Raw genomic sequence first — 18339 nt, forward strand, 5'->3', positions numbered from 1 at the left:
TCGGGCTATTGCTGTTCTGGTTCAGCGGTATCAGCCAGCATGTCAAAGATCTGCCCCACACGGTGATCCCAGGTTTCTCTGGCACGCACCAGGGGAATCCCTGGGGCACCTGTTTGAATCAGGGTATTAATCCCCGTTCTAATAGCATCTTCAGTCCGCTCCACAGCCTTCCCGAGCTGATTTGATTCGACGAAATTGGCAATCCCCATATCTTTGAAACAAATGATCGGATAGCCGCGTTCGATCATGGTCATCGTTTTGTATGGAAAGCTGTGCTTTGCATACTCGCTCTCCATCAAAATTGCGCCCAGCGTTTGCGAAGTGCGCGGTCTATAGAGATTCATCGTTGTATTGAGGATTCTTACTCGATCAGAATCTAACAATCCAATTCGGTTTAGCGCATCCCGAAGTTCAGGTTCCTCTGGCTTCCTGACGACAAAATCGATTAGCACATCGTCGTCTGTATCGCGCAAAGCCGCCAGATATATGTCCATGCTATAAATGCTTGAAATGCCACCGGCATAAAGCACGGTAGTTGCGTTGCGTGCTGAAATCCAATGATCATCGAAAACGTTCTGTGGTTGTACCCCTGGAGGGAGGGCAAACCAGTCTCGGTGTTTTTCTCCTACGGAGTCTAAGAGCTGGTTAAAGCCCTGCCCAGCGGCATTGCTTGGTGCTGCCAAAATGTCGACTTGTTCTTCGAGGCGATGTAGCTCATGCAACCCATCTATTCGGAGTTGCTGAGCAAGTTGGTCGGGCCACGGATCTTCGTCGAATGCACCGAGCCAATGCACATCACGAACGAACCACATAGCATTGCCACCTTGGTGGATAAAACCATCAAGAAATTCTGCTAGTAAATCGGCACGGGGCATCGGCATGGGGCGTGTCGAATTTTCACCATAAAATATGCCTGGGGCCCGTCCACTTCGGATCAGTTCTTGCGCTAATCGAACTCTTCTCTGGAGAGAATGGTCAGATGAGCCATAAATAGCCAGTGCATCCTTCGGTCTAAAGGCTTCATACATGTTTCTGACGCGTTGGTGTCGCGCACCATTCACCCTGTCCTGAAGCAGACCCGATGAAAAAAAGATGTTGAGTGGTTGCGTGCACGTCGTAGCCGGAAGTTCTTCGAACCAAGGTTCTAAATTCCTACTCCAAAGTTCGTCGAGGACTTCTAGAAAATCTTCTTGGTCTCGATATGGAGCCGATACTTGCTTATTGAGTGAAAGTCTCTCCGGAGATTCAATAACTTCTGTCATTTTCTGGACACATTGCAACCCCCGTGCTCGATGGGGCAGATCTAGATCCCTGCTCAACTCAGCCATCCCGATCGTTTGATCGACTACGATACGGTCGGCGTCATACTGGAGTGCATGCAAAATGGTGGAATGATGTGGTCCGGTACCAACGATGATTGCGTAGGAAAACCGACCGAGTCTTTCTGCTAGCGCATCATAGAGATCGCGGCCGTCTACGAGATCGCTGGAAGTATATAGAGATGTCACATTGACTAGCTCGATTCGACCGTTTTGCGCTAGTCCATCCTTGCTAGCTCGAAGTAATTGGTGCGCTTCATTTTTTGCAGACGTCGGATAGATGATCGCGATATCGCCAGATGGTGACGTCAGGTAATTTCGGTCCGCTGGGGTGGGATATCTCATCCGAAGATGGGGGAGAGGTGAGTGCTTCTCAAGTGCTTTGTCCATTTCCCAGGGGTCTTCGAGCATCAAGCGGTCTGTTGTTCCCAGGACATCCGCGAATGCTTCGTTTTGGGGGCTCTTTGAAACATCGAGTGCGCCGCGCCAGAGCAGGGGATAGACGCGACCATCGAAATTTCGTGCGGCAAAGGACGAAGCCATCAAGCCAGAAGATATACAAAGATCAATTTGTTTTGCCGCGCTTGTTTTGGCGAACCAATTGCGTGCCATCGGTGAACGGCGCGTATGCTGTCCGCCCATCCACAGAGGCACATTGTCATCCTGAGGAATCCAGCGACCAGAAGTGTGATAGGTGAACACGACATGCCCGCTCGATACTAAAGTGCTATAGATCGAACCTTCTGCCGGACCGACATCTCCAGTAATAAATAAAATGGTAGCCATGCTCAATTAGTCTCCGAGACCGAGTATGAACAACTCGTGGTCCAAGGTCGCCCGTTGCTTCGATACATCTGAGGTTTTCCGGTCTGGGAGAATATGTACGCGGTTTGACGGGAACGGTGTACGCAAATCATCGTCTGCCGCGCGAAGCCACCAGGGGGATCTGAATATGAATGTCTTCGGTTGAGATGGATGCGAGAGGACGTCCTGCCAAAAATGCTGGGATTCGATCGACCGTTCGATGGCTTGTTCTAGCTGCTTTCCGTCTTTATACGTCGGAATGTTGCGAACCCACCTGGACGTCTCACGTCCGTGAACGAATATGTGAACTTCCAGGACGGGTAGGAATGGTTTCAGCGCCGTCCAAATATCAGCAGTCAAGAAATGTACACTCACCGACGTGTAATGTTCATGTGCCAGTAGAGTCGCGATGTCGCGACCTTGCCCAAATAGCAGCCGCACTCCATTACGCTCTATGATGCTGGAATCGTTGGTAGAACCAGTAACCACCGTATCGACCGCAATGCCTGCTGCAAGATAACTCTTAATTCTTTGATGTAAGTGGTTATGCTGACGCTTCTTCGTATGCGAAGGATACTGACCCGTGAGGACGAGATGACGAGGCGTGCTATTCCGTTGTCCCTCGAGATATTTATCAACAAGGGTATTATCAGCTGAACTGTCCTGGTCTTGATTTTTCTGAGTCTTCCGTGAATTGTTCTCGTTGAGGCGTTTACGTAATCGCTGAGTCTCTTGCCTAGCGTTTCGCAATTGCTTGTGCAGTAGATCGTGCTCGAGCGCTAACATTGGCAACACCATGTCCGAGTTGTAGGTGCTTCCAATATCGTCCGGTGACATGGCAATCTTCTGAGCATTGCGATCGAGGTCGTGTGCAACGTTCGTCTTCGTGGTGGCAGAAGGTTGACTCGTTGGTTGTGGCAGCGACTCGGCTACAATCCGTTTGATTCTGTTGCGTACGCTCTCTGGAGCTCTCCGGTATAAACCTTTGACAACCTTCGACGCTGTGCTTTGGGAGGTTTTCTTGGACATCGATCTTCTCATTTACCTTGAGTCTGAAGCTGGTCGGCCGATGACCAGATGTGTTACACCGCTCCATGTTTTCGAATCGGTGATGTTGCGGCCATCGAGTAGCGTCTTGATCCCTGGTAGGTCCTTGGGAGTGAGCGAACGATATTCAGCATGATCGGCCTGAATCACAGCAGCATCGATATTTTCTCCGAGTTGATAGGGAGCGAAGCCCATTGCAACGAGTTCTTGATCCGAATAGAGCGGATCATGAACCGACACGAGGGCACCTCGCGTACGCAATTCCTCAACGGTCGGGAATACCCCAGAAAACGCAGTCTCTTTTACTCCGCCTCGGTACGAAGCACCAAGAACTACAACATGCTGATTTCGAATCGAACCATGAGCCGCATCTAATATATTCACCGCGGTCTTGGGCATCGTCATGTTGGTCGCACGGGCCGTGCGGACGATCTCAGCCTCCGGATCATTCCAGAGGTAAAGACGCGGATAGACGGGGATGCAGTGGCCACCGACCGCTATACCAGGACGATGGATGTGACTATATGGTTGCGAGTTCGAGGCCTCAATAACGCTGTAAATGTCTATACCGTGCTCACCTGCAAATCGCGCAAATTCATTCGCCAGACCGATATTCACGTCTCGGTAGGTTGTCTCTGCTAATTTTGCCATCTCAGCTGCTTCTGCAGAACCTAAGTCCCAAACCCCATTGGCTCTCTCCAGATCGATCCGGTCATCAAAATCCAACGCGGTTTCGTAGAATTGCTGTGCTTGCTTTGCTCCGACTTGAGACAGGGCACCGATGAGTTTCGGATAGCGACGTAAATCTTCGAAGACCCTACCGGTTAGAACACGTTCTGGGGAAAAGACAAGATGAAAATCTTCGCCTTCGACAAGCCCAGAGGTTTGCTCAATCATGGGTTTCCAGCGTGTACGTGTGGTTCCCACCGGCAGCGTCGTTTCATAGGAGACGAGCGTTTGTTTGGTGAGGTGTCTCGCCAATTCTTGTGTAGCAGTGTCCATCCACGCGAAGTCCGGCACACCTTCAGTGTCAACGAAGAGTGGAACTACGATAACGACTACTTCGGAATTGGGAATAGCCTTTTGGTATGAAGTGGTGGCCGAAAGCTTTCCATCGTTGATGACATGTTGGAGTTTTTCCTGAAGATACGCTTCTCCAGGGAAAGGCTCTTTGCCCTCGTTGATTGTGTCGACAGTGTTTTGGTTGATATCGACGCCTGTAACTTGATGACCCTTCGAAGCAAACTGCACCGCTAGGGGAAGGCCAATTTTGCCTAGCCCAATCACTGAAACGTTCGTCAAAATCGGCCCTTTCGTATCATCGGGGGACAGTATTGTTTATCTATCCCCGGCGGACGGAACTTAGCATAGGGGTCATAGATAGCCGTGGCTTGTGGTGTGGCACGTGATCACAGCACTAGTGTAGCAACGTAAGTGCGCCACATGACTGAAAGGAACTCAATGTCGTTCATCCATAGTAGTGCGGAGGTTTCTGACGCGGCAGATATTGCTCGCTCAGCCTATGTGTGGCACATTGCCCAAGTCAGAGAAGGCGCTCGCCTTGGAGAAAACGTTGTTGTAGGACGGGGCGCCTACATTGGTTCTGGGGTTTCTGTCGGGGACAACTCTAAAATACAAAATTATGCGCTGATCTATGAGCCTGCGGTACTGGAGCATGGGGTATTCATTGGGCCTGCTGTTGTACTCACGAACGATCAATACCCGAGGGCGTGTAATCCCGATGGTTCTTTGAAGTCTGCTTCTGATTGGGAGGCTGTTGGTGTCACGATTAAACATGGAGCTTCGATAGGAGCTCGGGCAGTTTGTGTAGCACCTGTGACCATTGGGGAGTGGGCTTCTATCGCCGCGGGGGCTGTCGTGACACGCAACGTACAGCCGCATGCTCTCGTAGCAGGTGCTCCTGCCCGTAGGATTGGTTGGGTCGGCAAATCAGGGGTCCCCTTGGAAGCTGACGACGACATGAACCTCAGGGACCCAGTGACGGGGGACATCTATGCTGCGACCGGTGAAGAGCTGGCACTGATAGAGGAAAATATTGACTGATTTCGTTCCAATTGCCAAACCCATTATCGGTGCGGAAGAGCATCAAGCCGTCGAAGCCGTCTTGCGATCCGGCATGCTCGCACAGGGTTCAAAGGTTGCGAGTTTCGAAGCCAATTTTTCTAAACGATTTGGCATCGATCGACCGAGCGTTGCGGTCAACTCCGGAACGTCAGCATTACACCTTGGACTTCTCGCGGCGGGGATCGGAGCGGGTGACGAAGTTATCGTACCGTCGTTCACGTTTGCGGCTACGGCAAATGCAGTCGCTCTTACCGGGGCGACGCCGATTTTTGCAGACATTAGCTATGTCGATTTCAACATTGATCCTGATTCTATTCGTGCAGTTGTCACAGAGAGCACGAAAGCGATTATGCCTGTCCATTTATACGGGCTTCCGGCAAGAATGCACGAAATTCTTGAAATAGCGAAGGAGTACGACCTGCTCGTATTCGAGGACGCAGCCCAAGCACACGGTGCGTCTTTAGGTGGAGTAGCTGCTGGTTCTTTTGGCACGTTCGCAGCATTCTCTCTTTATCCTACGAAGAACATGACATCTGGCGAAGGTGGGATAGTAACGTGCGCGACTCCTGAGCTACAGCACAAGATACAGCTTTACCGTAATCAAGGCATGGTGCAGCAGTACCATAACGAAGTCGTGGGATTTAATAATCGGATGACTGACATCCACGCTGCTATTGGACTGGTGCAACTGACAAAGATTGATGCCTGGACTAAAAAGCGTCAGCAACACGCTGCGTTTTACGATAACCACTTAGTGGGAGTCGTAACTCCTCCGGTGGTCTCAGATGCAGTACACGTTTATCACCAGTACACGATTCGTATTGAAGACGACCGTGATGGATTCGCAAAAGCACTAAAAGACGAATATGGCGTCGGCACTGGCTTGTTTTACCCGGTGCCTGTTCATCGCCTAGCGGCATTTCAGTCCGAAATGCATCTTCCTGAAACGGAACGCGCTGCGCGAGAGTGTCTCTCAATTCCGGTGCATCCGTCGGTGACGAAAAGGGAGCTGGAGCGTGTTGTTAAAGCCGTAAATACTTTGGCTGAGGCGGGTTCATAGTGGCTGAGCTTCGAGCGGGTCTCATTGGTTTAGGCTATATGGGCCGCCACCATGCCCGGATATTGCGATCATTAGAGGGTGTAGAGCTGGTAGCTCTCGCGGACCAATATGGCGATCCGTATGCTGTTGCACGGGATCTTCCGCTATTGCCAGATCTCGATGCATTATTGGACGTGGGTGTTGACTACCTAGTCATTGCGACCCCGACTGAGTCCCATGAAACGCTTGGTTTGCAGGCTGCAGCTGCGGGAATTCCCACGTTGTTGGAAAAGCCATTGTCGAAGAGTTACGCTGCGGCGAGCAGGTTGGTTACTGCCTTCGCTGATCGCGGTGTGCTTGGTGCCACCGGGCATATAGAGCGATACAATCCAGCTCTTCAAGAACTTCGAAAGCGACTGGAATTTGGGGAACTGGGTGAGATCTATCAGATTGCCACGAGACGACAGGGCCCATTCCCGAACCGTGTTAGTGATGTGGGCGTAGTTAAGGATCTCGCCTCCCATGATATAGATATTACTGCTTGGGTCACTCAAAGAGATTATGAAGTGGTAGGCGCCCGTACAGTGTTCAAGACTGGCCGAGACAATGAGGATATGCTGAGCTCTACGTGTCAGTTATCTGACGGTCTCGTGTCTAATCATCTGGTCAATTGGCTCACGCCTACGAAAGAACGAGTTACGATCATCACAGGTGAGAGGGGTATGTTCGTTGCAGATACCCTTACTGCCGATTTGACCTTTTACGAAAACGGAAGTCACCCCACGGTATGGGACGATTTAGCACAATTTCGTGGGGTATCTGAAGGTAACGTGACACGTCTGGCTATCCATAAACCAGAACCCCTCGTGACAGAGCATGAAAGTTTTCGAGATGCAGTTCTGGGTAAGCATTCTGACGTAGTAACACTGGAACAGGGAGCTCAAGTGCTGAGAGTATGTGAAGCCATGATTAAATCTGCCACTAACAATACCTTTGTAACTCTCGAATGATCTGCTCAACGGGTGGGAGCCGATATTGACCGCTCCGACCCGTTGAAGCAAATCGCCATTCGTTATGTTGTAAATATGTATGTCATGAGCTTGCCATCTGGTGCTATAACGAGGAGCTTATTCTCTCCTCCGGAACTGTCGCCTGGCATGATGGTCAGCCCGTCCCATTTTTGCCCGATCTGAACACTGTTACTAAAGTCATTCTGAATCGGATCTGACATGAAATGTAAATAGCCTGCATCCGTCACGTAGACCATGTCGCTATAACCAGTATTATCCCAATCGCCTACGGGAACGGCTCCGTGGAGGTGTGAGAAGTTACTGCCTACGACAGGACTATCGGTGAAGCTGCCCCGTCCATCTGTCTGGTAGACGCGAAGGATACCATCATTGGTGATCCCCACAATGGCCGGATTTTTACCCGGCCCTTCTTCGAAGACCATGTGATGTTCAAAGTTCCACCCTCGTCCAATTTGGTCACCCTCATGCACGCCACCGCGACCGTTCCCGGAATAGCGAAACAGTTGCTCCTCTTTGTCGATCCCGAGAATGTCTGGAACAGAGTCACCGTCGAAATCAACACCGGTATAGAGTTCTGGAAATATATTCCAGCCGCGACCAATCTGCACAGGACTGCGGAAACTGTTATCGCCGCGCCCTTCATAAACGTGGATGTACCCTTCGGGGTCTCGCAGTAAAAGGTCCGTGGTGTCGTTAGTAGTGAGGTCTCCCACGGACCACGCGTTGTCTAGGGGCCATTTGCTTCCCGAACTTTCTGCGCGGTCGAATACCGGCCTTTGAGTAGGCGTGGGTGTTGGGTTGGGAGCGTAGTCATCAATCTTTGACGCCACGGAATTTCGAATAGTTCCCAAGCGCGGATAGATGTTTCCCGGACAGATCGTGGCTGAGATATTCCGGTGCCCTGAGATTGCATTTGTTGATACGTTATTACCGCTCGAGTTGCGATATGTGAACGTGCCCTTGGGGTCTATGTCGGCCATCGCAAACTGCCAGGCAATGATTTCGGAAATAGTATCCAGCACGGTGGATGAAGGATTGGTATTGCCGGTATAAGAACCTAGAACCGAAACTCCGACCGATCCCGTATTCGCAGGTGCTGCATGCGCACCGATGGCCATTTCTCCCGCTTTTGAATCCACGGATCCAGATCGTCCTTCATAGACGGTGCCGTATTTATCAATTAGGAAGTTATAGCCAATGTCGCCCCATCCACGTGTGAAAGTATGATAGCTCCAAATCCCCTTGACAATGTTGGGAGCCTGGGCTCGTGTATAGGAATTAGTGCCAGCAGTGTGATGGACTATCGCACCCTCCAAAGACGCGTATCGTGTGCGCCAGCTTGCATCACGTGGCGCGCCCCACTGCGTGCGGGACACAATGTTTTTGGAGAAGGGGACAGCTTTGATGTTGGCTGAGAGGCGATTTGAAGCCAGCTGTGTTTGAGGTGTTTCGTCAACTGTTGTGTTGGACAGTAGAAAGTTATGGTCATTGCGACTCGTCGTTGCACTAACATTCTCTGCTGGTTTGAGTTCAGTGTCCTGCGCTGGCTGATCTTCGGCCTCACTGGCCTTAGACCCCTTTTCTTCGCCAGTGCTACCGTCGCCAGTCATAAGATGCACGTTAAAAGCATCTGGTAAGATCTCGCCAGATGCACGCACCTGGATGCCGTCAGAACCCGCGGCCATGATTGGTTCGGTACCGTCAGTTCCTTCGTCGGTCTCGTCGATCTCAAGATTGAGCCACTCGGACCACCCGTCGTTGCTATAAGCGCGGATGTCAATTTGTTCCGGAGCTGTGCCTTCCCACGTTACTCCCGCGACGTGGAATGCTTCGGTCTCCAAAGGATCTGTGAGAAGAGAATACGTACCGGTTGCAGATGGACTTTCCTGCTCGTCTGGTACGGGTTCGGTATCTGGAACTTGCTCTTCTTGCTGTTGAGGGGTTTCTTCAACGGTGTTGTTGTCGGGACTTTCCCCTGAAGTCTCATCCTCTCCTAGGCTTTCCTCTTGGACACGACTGTGGCCCTCTTGGAGATGCTCAACTTCTGCCTCGGAATCTTCTTCTAGTTGGGCCGTTGAATCAGTAGAAACCGGTCTTCCTTGTGGAATGTTTGAACGGGCGGCGCTTTCGATCTCAAATTCTTCGGGGTTTTCTAATTCCGCTAGTTCTTTGTCGATAATTTTCGATTCCTGAAGTAGGTCGATGACATAACTACTTGGAGCAGTATCAGTAGTCGCATGTGCGGTTTCTGTAGCTACTAGAGACGATGCTGTGAATGAGAGAAGTACTAGCGGCGTAATTTTGCGCATGGAAATCCTAAGGATTGTGAAAAAGACACGTGGCCTATTTTAGGTTAGGGTATTAATATTTCTCCGCAAGAGGTATTACAACCTTCAAGATAGTGTCGTTTTTGTTGGCGCGCTGCCTCGAGCCCTTTTTACAATCTTGCTTAAAGTCTCGTCGCATTTCATTGGTAACTTGCAACGAACCAGGCCGTACATTCGTTCGAGCTGGAACAAGACCATCTGCAGTGCATGCAGAATAATGGTCATCGCGGTGAGTTTTGCTTCATGTGGCGGCAATTTTGTCATGGGTGCAATTTGAGCTAGAGTGGTCAGCTGGCCTTGACTGAGATACACTGACGCCAAAATCGTCTAGCGACTCAGGTGTTGCCTGTAAGTATTAGACTCTATATATGAGCAAACCAGGAGGTGGAGCTCATGTCCGAAACCAGAATTCATTCAGGAGTAACACCTTCTGATGAAACTAAACCATGGGTTATATCGATCAGCGAGCTGGTTGATAGACCAGGTGCATCTGAAGAACTTCAGGTGACCTGGCCGGCCCCCGCTGAACTCGCGGTTCCGCTCCTCGGAGTCGAAAAAGATTCAGCAATGCAGGTGGATGTTCGACTCGATTCAGTCCACGAAGGCATTTTGGTATCCGGCACCGTTGATGGCACGCTCACAGGGCAGTGCTCGCGTTGCTTAGATCCCATTACTCAAGCCGTCACCATCGAGATACAAGAACTGTTCCAATTCGAGTTCGACCCCATGGTTGATGAGGACGAACAGCACATGGTGGAACACGGCTTCGTCAATGTTGAACCGATAATGCGTGATGCCCTGGTATCCTCGTTACCGTTCCAACCCACGTGTTCACCAGACTGTGAAGGTCTCTGTGATCAGTGCGGCGTCCGCCTCGAAGACGCGGGTCCGGACCACTATCACGAGCAATTGGACCCCCGGTGGGCTGCATTGGCGAACTTTGTTTCCGGTGATGCAACCGACGAAACTTCATCAGATAACTCCGAGCAACAAGAAAAGAGATAATCGTGGCTGTACCAAAGCGGAAAATGTCCCGTTCCAACACCCGTTCACGTCGGGCCCAGTGGAAGGCCAGCGCTCCAAAACTGGTCAAAGTCGTAGAAAACGGCAAAGTAGACTACCGTCTGCCACACCAGGCCCACGTTGTATCCGACTCGGCCGGCACTCCACTCTTCATGGAATACAAAGGCCGCAAAGTCGCAGACATCTAAAGTGGCCCGCTCAGCAAATTCCACGCCCCAAAATTCGTGGGCCGCTGAGGACACAATAGAACACTTGTCGAAGCATCTCGGCGTCACATTTGACACCGAGATGCTTCGACTTGCGTTAACCCACCGTTCCTACGCATTCGAACACGATGGATTACCCACGAACGAACGGTTAGAATTCCTCGGCGACGCAGTACTCGGTGTCCTCGTGACCGATTACCTCTACAAAACATACCGAGACGAAGCAGAGAGCGAACTCGCCAAAAAGCGTGCCTCAATCGTCTCTACCGTAGCTTTAGCCCACGTCGCACGCCGAGCGGACATCGGCCCGCACATCTTTTTAGGTGAAGGTGAGATCCGAACTCACGGCGGCAATAAAGACTCCATCCTGGCAGACACCTTCGAAGCGCTCATCGGCGCAACCTATTTGCGCGGGGGATTCGATGACGCTTGGATCATCGTGGAAAAACACGTGATCCCCTTGCTCGAAGATGAGCATATTATGGGTGCCGGCAAAGACTGGAAGACCCTGGTCCAGGTTGCCGTCGATAAGCATAATATGGGGGCAATCGAGTACCGAGTCTCCGGTACCGGACCAGACCATGACCGGACGTTTGAAGCAACCTTAAGCGTTGGCGGCATTCCATATGCCACTGCAGAAGCGAAAACGAAGAAAGACGCTGAACGACTTGCCGCCTGGCACAGTCTCAGCGATATCGAAAACCGCACCCATGCCTGAACTACCAGAAGTTGAAGTCGTACGACGTGGTATCGAACAGTGGGCCACCAACGCGCAGATCATCGCCGTTGAAGTCCTCGACCCGAGAAGCTTGCGCCGCCATACTGGCGGGCCAGAAAACTTCATGGCACGACTGACTGGGCAGCGACTGGCAGAAGGCAAACGCCGCGGGAAATACCTCTGGATTCCCATTGACGAAGGCTACAGTGCCATCGTGGTGCACCTGGGCATGTCCGGTCAGATGCTGGTATCTGAACCCGAAATCCCAAACCAAAAGCACCTCAAGATCCGCATCACCTACACGACGGGGCAACGACTCCAAGAGCTGCGTTTCGTGGACCAGCGCATCTTTGGCGGACTCTATCTGGATACCTTAGTCCCGACCGAGGATCACCCAGGCGAGCTGATTCCCAGTACCGTGGCGCACATCGGACGCGATCCGCTGGACGAACACTTCGACACCGAAGAAATCTTCCAAAAACTTCGCCGACGCAAATCAAGTCTGAAACGTGCACTGCTGGATCAATCACTTTCCTCAGGTATCGGCAATATTTACGCTGATGAGGCGTTATACCTTGCCAAGTTGCATTACGCACGACCAACGGAGACTTTGACTCGCAAGGAAGTTTCTAGGGTCTACCAAGCTGCTGAACAGGTCATGAGATTAGCGTTAGCTCAAGGTGGGACGTCCTTTGACGCGTTATACGTAAACGTCAACGGGGAATCCGGCTACTTCGACAGGTCATTGAATGTCTATGGTCGAGCAGGTGAAGCCTGCTATCGGTGCTTGGATGCAGGTGAAGAGACACTTATCACACGTCGGAAGTTCATGAACCGTTCCTCGTACTATTGTCCGAGATGTCAACCTGTGCCTCGACGTGCACGCTGGTAAAAACGTCTATACTCGTGCCTAACTGTGTGCCCAACAGAAAGAAGCTGCCTAAAGATGCGCAAACCGCCAACGCCTAAGCGAGCTGGCCGTGTCCGCTCGCCCCGTCGCGGAGCAGCTTGGTCGATTCTCGCATCGACTGCATTGGTGACAGGCACAGCAGTTGCGGCCGTATCAAGTTTCTCAACACAACTTGCAGAAGATTTCGATACCAACCGAGAGACCGTCGAAACCGGTATCGATCAAACCAGTGAAGCCTTTGAAGATGGCGAAATGAACATCTTGGTGCTTGGCTCGGATGCTCGCGAAGGTGAGACGCTGGAAGATCAGCGCTCTGACACGATGATGCTGGTGCACATCCCAGAAACTCGTGATGAAATGTATGTCATGTCGATTATGCGTGACCTCTGGGTTGAGATCCCGGAGGTGGGCATGTCGAAAGTCAACTCTGCGCAATCCCACGGGGGTTACCCACTGACGATTCAGACCGTGGAAGGACTCACCGGTGCTGGTATCGATCATATGGTGATTGTCGACTTTGACGGGTTTAGCGATCTGACCACAGCCCTGGGTGGAGTCGAAATTGACAACGACATGGCCTTTTCTGCGGGGCAGGCCAACCCGTCCTATTACCCAGAAGGCACCATCCGACTAGAGGGTACCGATGCTTTGCGTTTCGTACGCGAACGGAAAGCCTTCACCGACGGTGACTATCAGCGTGTCAAGAACCAGCAAAAATTCTTGACCGGTATTGCTTCGCAGGTCCTAGACTCCTCGACGCTCACCAACCCATCAAAAATCTCGGATATGGTCAGCTCCTTTACTCCCTACCTGACCGTTGATGAATCACTCGATGCCCAGACCCTGGTGAACTACGGTATGTCCATGAGTAAGATGCGGGCATCGAACATCACTAGCTTCACCATTCCAAACGCCGGTACCGGTACTACCCAGGGCGGTGCCTCAGTGGTATGGCCCGATGAAGAAGAACTCGCCAATATGCGAAGTGCCATGGAAAACGGCACGATGGATGTATACGTAAAAGAGCTGGAAGAGCGCCAAGAAGAACAAGTTGACGGTGCCATCGATGAGTCCGGCGAAGATGTAACCGAAGAACCCGGGGTGGAAGCGCCACAGTGACCCGCCGTCTCCTACTGATTACCCATTCCTATTCGCCAGAATCTACCGCACCTCAACGACGGTGGAAGAAATTTCTGGCCGGGCTTTATGACGCCGGGTGGAGCGTTGAAGTTCTTACCCCACCGGCAGATCCTCGCTACGTTGATGAAGCTCAAGATCCTGAGCCCTACGTGACCATCCGTAGAACACCGCACGTAAGTTCATTACCGGATAGTCGGGCAGGACGACTTGCCAAAGCAGTTATCCATGCAGCAACCTCTGTGCCACTGGCCCTAAGAGAAGATGCTGACGTAGTTGTGGCAACCGTACCTGCGCTCCCGAATTTGGTCGCAGGTCGGATCATCGCCTGGATCAAAGGTGTGCCTTACGTGGTGGAAATGCGTGATGCTTGGCCGGACCTGATTTTCGAGTCAGAAAGCGGGGGGAAATTTTTCGGCACGCTGGTCGCTGAAGTCATAACCCGCATTCAACGCTCCGCAGATCAGCTCATCACCGTAACCAACGGTTTCGCAGCCACACTCGAACAGCGCGATATGCCTCCGATTGAAGTGATTTCCAATAGCCGGGCGATAGAACAGATGCCGCAGCTTGAGGCACGAAAACGCTCAGTTGGGCAGCTCAATGTGCTGTATTTGGGCAACCACGGTGAGTCACAACAACTCGAACTGATTATTGAGGCGGCTAGGATTGCCCGCCAGCAAAATCCAAATATTTCGGTCCGGTTTGTGGGGGAGGGGACCCAGAAGGCGAATCTCGAGATACTGAACGCTCAAGCGGGTCATCCGGTAGCCATACTGCCTGCTTCCTATGGTGAAGCGACACTTCAGCACTATCGGTGGGCTGACACCTGTCTGGTGACACTACGTTCTGACTGGGCAAGTTTTGCACACACAGTTCCCTCCAAGACATATGAACTACTGTCTTATGGAAAACACATAACAGGCATTGTCTGTGGTGAAGCAGCAAGCATACTGAACCAAGCAGGGGAACACGCCATCGTCGAGGATGATGCCCAGGCCCTCGCTGAAACCTGGTTAGGCTTAGCTACAAACCCACACTCAACACCGACACAGGAAAATGCACGTGCATGGGTGTCAGCCCATGCATCCGATACGGCACAAATTGAGAAACTGGACTCAGTCTTGAAACGAAACGCCCCAGCACGCAAGACCACGGGATTGTTGCAGCGTTCCACAACCGCTGCTTCAATCTCTACTACGGCTGCGCTTGAACATCTCAAAAACAACCGTGCGCTCTTTGGTCTCCTTGTGCTCCGTCGGTTGCCTCAGAATTTGCGCGAACCTATAGCAAACGCCGCATCCAAATTGCGCGGAGGCCCGCTGGATACGCTCTCCGCTGTAGGCAAGGCTGTTTCGGGTCGCAATGTTGAACTGATCGATCAAGCGAAAGAACTCCTGGGACAACGTGGCGCGGATCGAAAAATCGTAGACTACGCCCGAGTCTTTATTGCACTTGGTGATCGTGATACTGCTGAATGGCTACTCGACAGAGTGAAACCAAATACCAAAGGTCTCCAGGCCGCGCGTGCTTGGACCGCCTGGACCTCCGGCAGCATGGTCGAAGCCGTTGAGCTAATGACAACAGCAAAGCGTGAACGAAAGACAGTAGAACGCTGGTCTTCCGAACTTGAAAGCTTCCAAGGCGCCAAGCCACTGCTCGATTCTGTAAGCACGTATCATCCGGTCAAGAATCGTGTATTGCACGTACTGACTAATTCGCTGCCACATACCCCATCTGGCTATGCGCAGCGTTCACATTCCATCATGCTGGCGCTCCGGGACCGAGGGTGGGACGTATCTGCGGTGACACGGATCGGTTGGCCGATTACTACCGGAGCGCTTCTTGCAGAATCCCGAGACGAGGTAGAAGGCATTGGGTATCAGCGGCTTCTACCGTCACAACTGGCGATGCACTTTGGTGACCGCATCCAACAGAACGCCGAGATGCTGTTGGAATATGTACTAAAGTGCCGCCCAGCTATGCTGCATACAACTACTCACTGGACGAATGCGATCGTTGTTGAAGCGGTGGCCAACGCCGTTGGCATCCCGTGGGTTTATGAAGTACGGGGACAACTCGCAGATACTTGGGCTTCGACCCGAGGTGATGATGCTGTCGAATCTGATTACTACCAACTCTTCCAGGCCCGTGAGCAAGAAGCCACATTGGCTGCAGACGGACTCGTTACATTGGGCGAGCAGATGCAGAAGAACCTGGTTGATTTCGGTGCAAATGATAGCGATATCGTGTTGTCTCCAAATGCAGTGGGTGGACAATTCTTAGAAGAACCAGGTGAGACTCGAGACGCTCGAGTCTCGCTCGGCTTGGACCCGGATCTTGAGTATGTCGGTACAATCAGTTCGTTGGTGCCATACGAAGGTTTGGAAACAGTTGTAGAAGCTGCAGCGCTGCTGATGCCAGAACGTCCGAACCTTCGGTTGTTGATCGTTGGAGATGGCACAGCACTCCCGAACATCCTTGCCACTGCTCGAAAACTGGGCATTGCCGATCGTCTAATTGCTCCGGGGCGTGTTGATCGAGAGCAATCTCACCTGTACCACCAGGCGTTGGACATATTTGTCGTGCCACGAGTATCCACCCAGGTTACGCGCATGGTTACGCCGATGAAATCTGTGGAGGCTTCAGCCAGCGCAAAGCCAGTCATCGCATCGGACCTGCCGGCTCTATCAGAACTCGTGAATCACAATAAAACTGGATTGTTAGTGTCCGTTGAAGATACCGGTGCTTGGGCTGAAGCAATCAATGGGTTGCTAGACAACCCCGCAAGAGCTGCTGCTATGGGGAAGGCGGGTCGCGAGTGGGTATTAACTGAGCGAACGTGGGAAGCGAACGCCGAAAAATATGATCGGCTCTACCGTAGTATTCTGTCCCCGGAACACTAAATTGTTGGGTCAGGGGGTTATGCGCGATTACTTTGAGCGCTTTTGACTTATAATAGACTGCTGAATAATTTTAAAGACTTGCTGATACCGCCAGCGAGTAGGTATCAACCCGTGCCGTGTGAAGGATAGTGAATGTCGACCATTTCTAGTGTTGCCGTGATCGGACTCGGCTATATCGGTTTACCGACTGCCGCGATTTTGGCTGATAACGGTCTACGTGTCTACGGCGTTGATGTGAATCAGCAGGCTGTGGATGCGATCAATGCTGGTGCTGTGCCGTTCGTTGAACCTGAACTCGGTGATTTCGTAGCTCGCACGGTCAAGGCGGGGGCGTTGACGGCCTCAACGGAGACGCCTGCTGCTGATGCCTATATTGTGGCGGTGCCGACCCCGTTTTTCGCGGATAAGACCCCGGACTTGTCGTATATTGAAGCCGCTGGCCGTACCCTCGCGGCCCAGTTGTCGGGTGATGAGCTGGTGATTCTGGAATCGACGTCACCGCCGGGGGCTACGGATCGTTTGGCCGAAGTCATTCATGCAGAACGCCCGGATTTGGCGGAGCAGGGCACCTTGCAGTTTGCCCATGCCCCAGAGCGGGTGTTGCCGGGCCAGGTGATGCGTGAGCTGGTGACCAATGACCGCATTATTGGTGGTTCCACCCCCGAAGCTGCTGAGCGTGCCGTGGAATTGTACCGGAGCTTCTGTGAAGCCGAACTGGTGACCACGAATACTCGGACTGCTGAGATGTCGAAGTTGGTGGAGAACTCCTTCCGGGATGTCAATATTGCCTTTGCTAATGAGCTGTCGATGATCAGTGATGAAATTGGTGTGGACGTGTGGGAAGTCATTGAACTGGCCAACCGCCACCCACGGGTGAATATTCTGCAGCCTGGTCCCGGTGTGGGTGGCCATTGTATTGCGGTGGATCCGTGGTTTATTGTGGCCGCGGCCCCGGATACGGCCACGATTATTCGTAGCGCGCGGGAGATTAATGATGCTAAGCCCCAGTGGGTCGTGGACCAGGTGAAAGCTGCCGCCTTTGATGTGCAACAGGAAACTGGCCGCGCCCCGGTTGTGGCCACCCTTGGGTTGGCGTTTAAACCGAATATTGACGACTTGCGCGAGTCGCCGGCATTGAATATCACGGAGGCGCTGTCGGATCAGTTCACTGAGTCGAAGATTCTCAGCGTGGAACCCCACGTCGACGAACTACCGGCTCGGTTGCAGAACCGGAACAATCTCACTTTGACCCCGGTAGATGAAGCCATTGAACAAGCTGACATTATCGTCCTGCTCGTGGATCACGCTGCCTTTGCTGATCTGGGCGAATCCGCCTATACGAAACGCGTCATCGACACCCGCGGCCAATGGCGCAGCGACAAGTAGAGTACTTGAATATGACCAAGAATCTTGAAGAAGCAAGTGTCGATGTCCTTCAACAACGTTTACTAGAAGAAATCGAATCTCAGCAGCGCTTGCAAGACGAACTCAAGACCGCCTTGGAAAGTGAACGCAACCTTCGTTTAGAAAATGACCTGCTGTGGGCATATTTACAGCGAAAATATCCTGCGCGTGTTGATGACGCTCGGGGCCTCTTGTCGCGATTAGTAGAAGGCGGCGACCTCTCAGCTGAAGTCCAGGATGGCAAGCAGGCCAGAGGAACACAACGTACGCTGAAGCAAAAGGTCCGAGGAAGACTCGGAAAATTGCCAGGAGTCCATCGTACCTATCACGGAATTAAGAACATCGGAAAATAACTAGTAGTCGTCGTCATCGCAGCTTACAGA

General features: G+C 52.0%; 15 protein-coding genes. 11 read left to right on the plus strand and 4 right to left on the minus strand.

All coding sequences use genetic code 11. The annotated features are described in order from the left end of the window. Positions 1-5: 5 nt before the first annotated feature. From G583_RS0112945 to G583_RS0112955, 3 genes are read right to left on the minus strand one after another with little or no spacing between them, the layout of a single operon-like run. Positions 6-2105: a hypothetical protein gene (locus G583_RS0112945; protein WP_022871602.1), complete on the minus strand. Its 2100-nt coding sequence runs from the start codon at positions 2103-2105 to the stop codon at positions 6-8. Positions 2106-2111: 6 nt separating this feature from the next. Then, complete coding sequence (locus G583_RS0112950) at positions 2112-3152, minus strand: hypothetical protein (protein ID WP_022871603.1); 1041 nt, start codon at positions 3150-3152, stop codon at positions 2112-2114. Positions 3153-3164: 12 nt separating this feature from the next. Beyond that, complete coding sequence (locus G583_RS0112955) at positions 3165-4472, minus strand: nucleotide sugar dehydrogenase (RefSeq protein ID WP_022871604.1); 1308 nt, start codon at positions 4470-4472, stop codon at positions 3165-3167. 159 nt (positions 4473-4631) lie between these two features. On the opposite strand from G583_RS0112955, the gene G583_RS0112960 reads away from it, so the two are divergent. The 3 genes from G583_RS0112960 to G583_RS0112970 are packed head-to-tail and all read left to right on the plus strand — an operon-like array spanning position 4632 to position 7304. Next, a complete protein-coding gene (locus tag G583_RS0112960) occupies positions 4632-5234 on the plus strand; it encodes an acyltransferase (protein WP_022871605.1) in 603 nt (200 codons plus the stop codon). Next, positions 5224-6315 (plus strand): DegT/DnrJ/EryC1/StrS family aminotransferase, encoded by a 1092-nt coding sequence (locus G583_RS0112965; RefSeq protein WP_245540640.1) that lies wholly within the window; start codon positions 5224-5226, stop codon positions 6313-6315. Before G583_RS0112960 ends, G583_RS0112965 begins: the two co-directional genes overlap by 11 nt. Further along, positions 6315-7304 carry a Gfo/Idh/MocA family protein gene (locus G583_RS0112970; RefSeq protein WP_022871607.1) on the plus strand — a complete coding sequence of 330 codons (990 nt, stop codon included), beginning with the start codon at positions 6315-6317 and terminating at the stop codon, positions 7302-7304. The genes G583_RS0112965 and G583_RS0112970 overlap by 1 nt, the downstream gene beginning before the upstream one ends. Positions 7305-7366: 62 nt before the next feature. On the opposite strand, the gene G583_RS16475 is transcribed toward G583_RS0112970, so the two are convergent. Beyond that, positions 7367-9634: an N-acetylmuramoyl-L-alanine amidase gene (locus G583_RS16475; protein ID WP_022871608.1), complete on the minus strand. Its 2268-nt coding sequence runs from the start codon at positions 9632-9634 to the stop codon at positions 7367-7369. Between the two features lie 411 nt (positions 9635-10045). On the opposite strand from G583_RS16475, the gene G583_RS0112980 reads away from it, so the two are divergent. The 8 genes from G583_RS0112980 to G583_RS0113015 all read left to right on the plus strand — a co-directional run bounded on the left by G583_RS0112980 (position 10046) and on the right by G583_RS0113015 (position 18309). Next, positions 10046-10657, plus strand: coding sequence for a YceD family protein (locus G583_RS0112980; RefSeq protein ID WP_022871609.1), 612 nt, complete (start codon positions 10046-10048; stop codon positions 10655-10657). A 2-nt stretch (positions 10658-10659) separates the two neighbouring features. Further along, entirely contained in the window at positions 10660-10863 is a 204-nt protein-coding gene (rpmF, locus tag G583_RS0112985) for a 50S ribosomal protein L32 (protein ID WP_022871610.1), read from the plus strand. A 64-nt stretch (positions 10864-10927) separates the two neighbouring features. Continuing rightward, a complete protein-coding gene (rnc, locus tag G583_RS0112990; protein ID WP_029629588.1) occupies positions 10928-11599 on the plus strand; it encodes a ribonuclease III in 672 nt (223 codons plus the stop codon). Then, positions 11592-12491: a bifunctional DNA-formamidopyrimidine glycosylase/DNA-(apurinic or apyrimidinic site) lyase gene (gene mutM / locus G583_RS0112995; protein WP_022871612.1), complete on the plus strand. Its 900-nt coding sequence runs from the start codon at positions 11592-11594 to the stop codon at positions 12489-12491. The genes rnc and mutM overlap by 8 nt, the downstream gene beginning before the upstream one ends. A 144-nt stretch (positions 12492-12635) precedes the next feature. Next, complete coding sequence (locus tag G583_RS16055; RefSeq protein ID WP_169558797.1) at positions 12636-13628, plus strand: LCP family protein; 993 nt, start codon at positions 12636-12638, stop codon at positions 13626-13628. Further along, on the plus strand, positions 13625-16552 hold the full coding sequence (locus G583_RS16480; RefSeq protein WP_022871614.1) for a glycosyltransferase: 2928 nt from the start codon (positions 13625-13627) through the stop codon (positions 16550-16552). Before G583_RS16055 ends, G583_RS16480 begins: the two co-directional genes overlap by 4 nt. Before the next feature lie 132 nt (positions 16553-16684). Continuing rightward, a complete protein-coding gene (wecC, locus tag G583_RS0113010; RefSeq protein WP_022871615.1) occupies positions 16685-17938 on the plus strand; it encodes a UDP-N-acetyl-D-mannosamine dehydrogenase in 1254 nt (417 codons plus the stop codon). 11 nt (positions 17939-17949) lie between these two features. Next, positions 17950-18309 (plus strand): hypothetical protein, encoded by a 360-nt coding sequence (locus G583_RS0113015; protein ID WP_022871616.1) that lies wholly within the window; start codon positions 17950-17952, stop codon positions 18307-18309. Positions 18310-18339 lie beyond the last annotated feature (30 nt).

The organism is Yaniella halotolerans DSM 15476 (genome assembly GCF_000420805.1).
Classification (GTDB): domain Bacteria; phylum Actinomycetota; class Actinomycetes; order Actinomycetales; family Micrococcaceae; genus Yaniella; species Yaniella halotolerans.

Bases quoted from the DNA above. Each gene is read 5' to 3' on its own strand.
- G583_RS0112980 (WP_022871609.1), top strand. From the start codon at position 10,046: ATGTCCGAAACCAGAATTCATTCAGGAGTAACACCTTCTGATGAAACT.
- G583_RS0112945 (WP_022871602.1), bottom strand. From the start codon at position 2,105: ATGGCTACCATTTTATTTATTACTGGAGATGTCGGTCCGGCAGAAGGT.
- mutM (WP_022871612.1), top strand. From the start codon at position 11,592: ATGCCTGAACTACCAGAAGTTGAAGTCGTACGACGTGGTATCGAACAG.
- G583_RS0112960 (WP_022871605.1), top strand. From the start codon at position 4,632: ATGTCGTTCATCCATAGTAGTGCGGAGGTTTCTGACGCGGCAGATATT.
- G583_RS16475 (WP_022871608.1), bottom strand. From the start codon at position 9,634: ATGCGCAAAATTACGCCGCTAGTACTTCTCTCATTCACAGCATCGTCT.
- wecC (WP_022871615.1), top strand. From the start codon at position 16,685: ATGTCGACCATTTCTAGTGTTGCCGTGATCGGACTCGGCTATATCGGT.
- G583_RS0112950 (WP_022871603.1), bottom strand. From the start codon at position 3,152: ATGTCCAAGAAAACCTCCCAAAGCACAGCGTCGAAGGTTGTCAAAGGT.
- G583_RS0113015 (WP_022871616.1), top strand. From the start codon at position 17,950: ATGACCAAGAATCTTGAAGAAGCAAGTGTCGATGTCCTTCAACAACGT.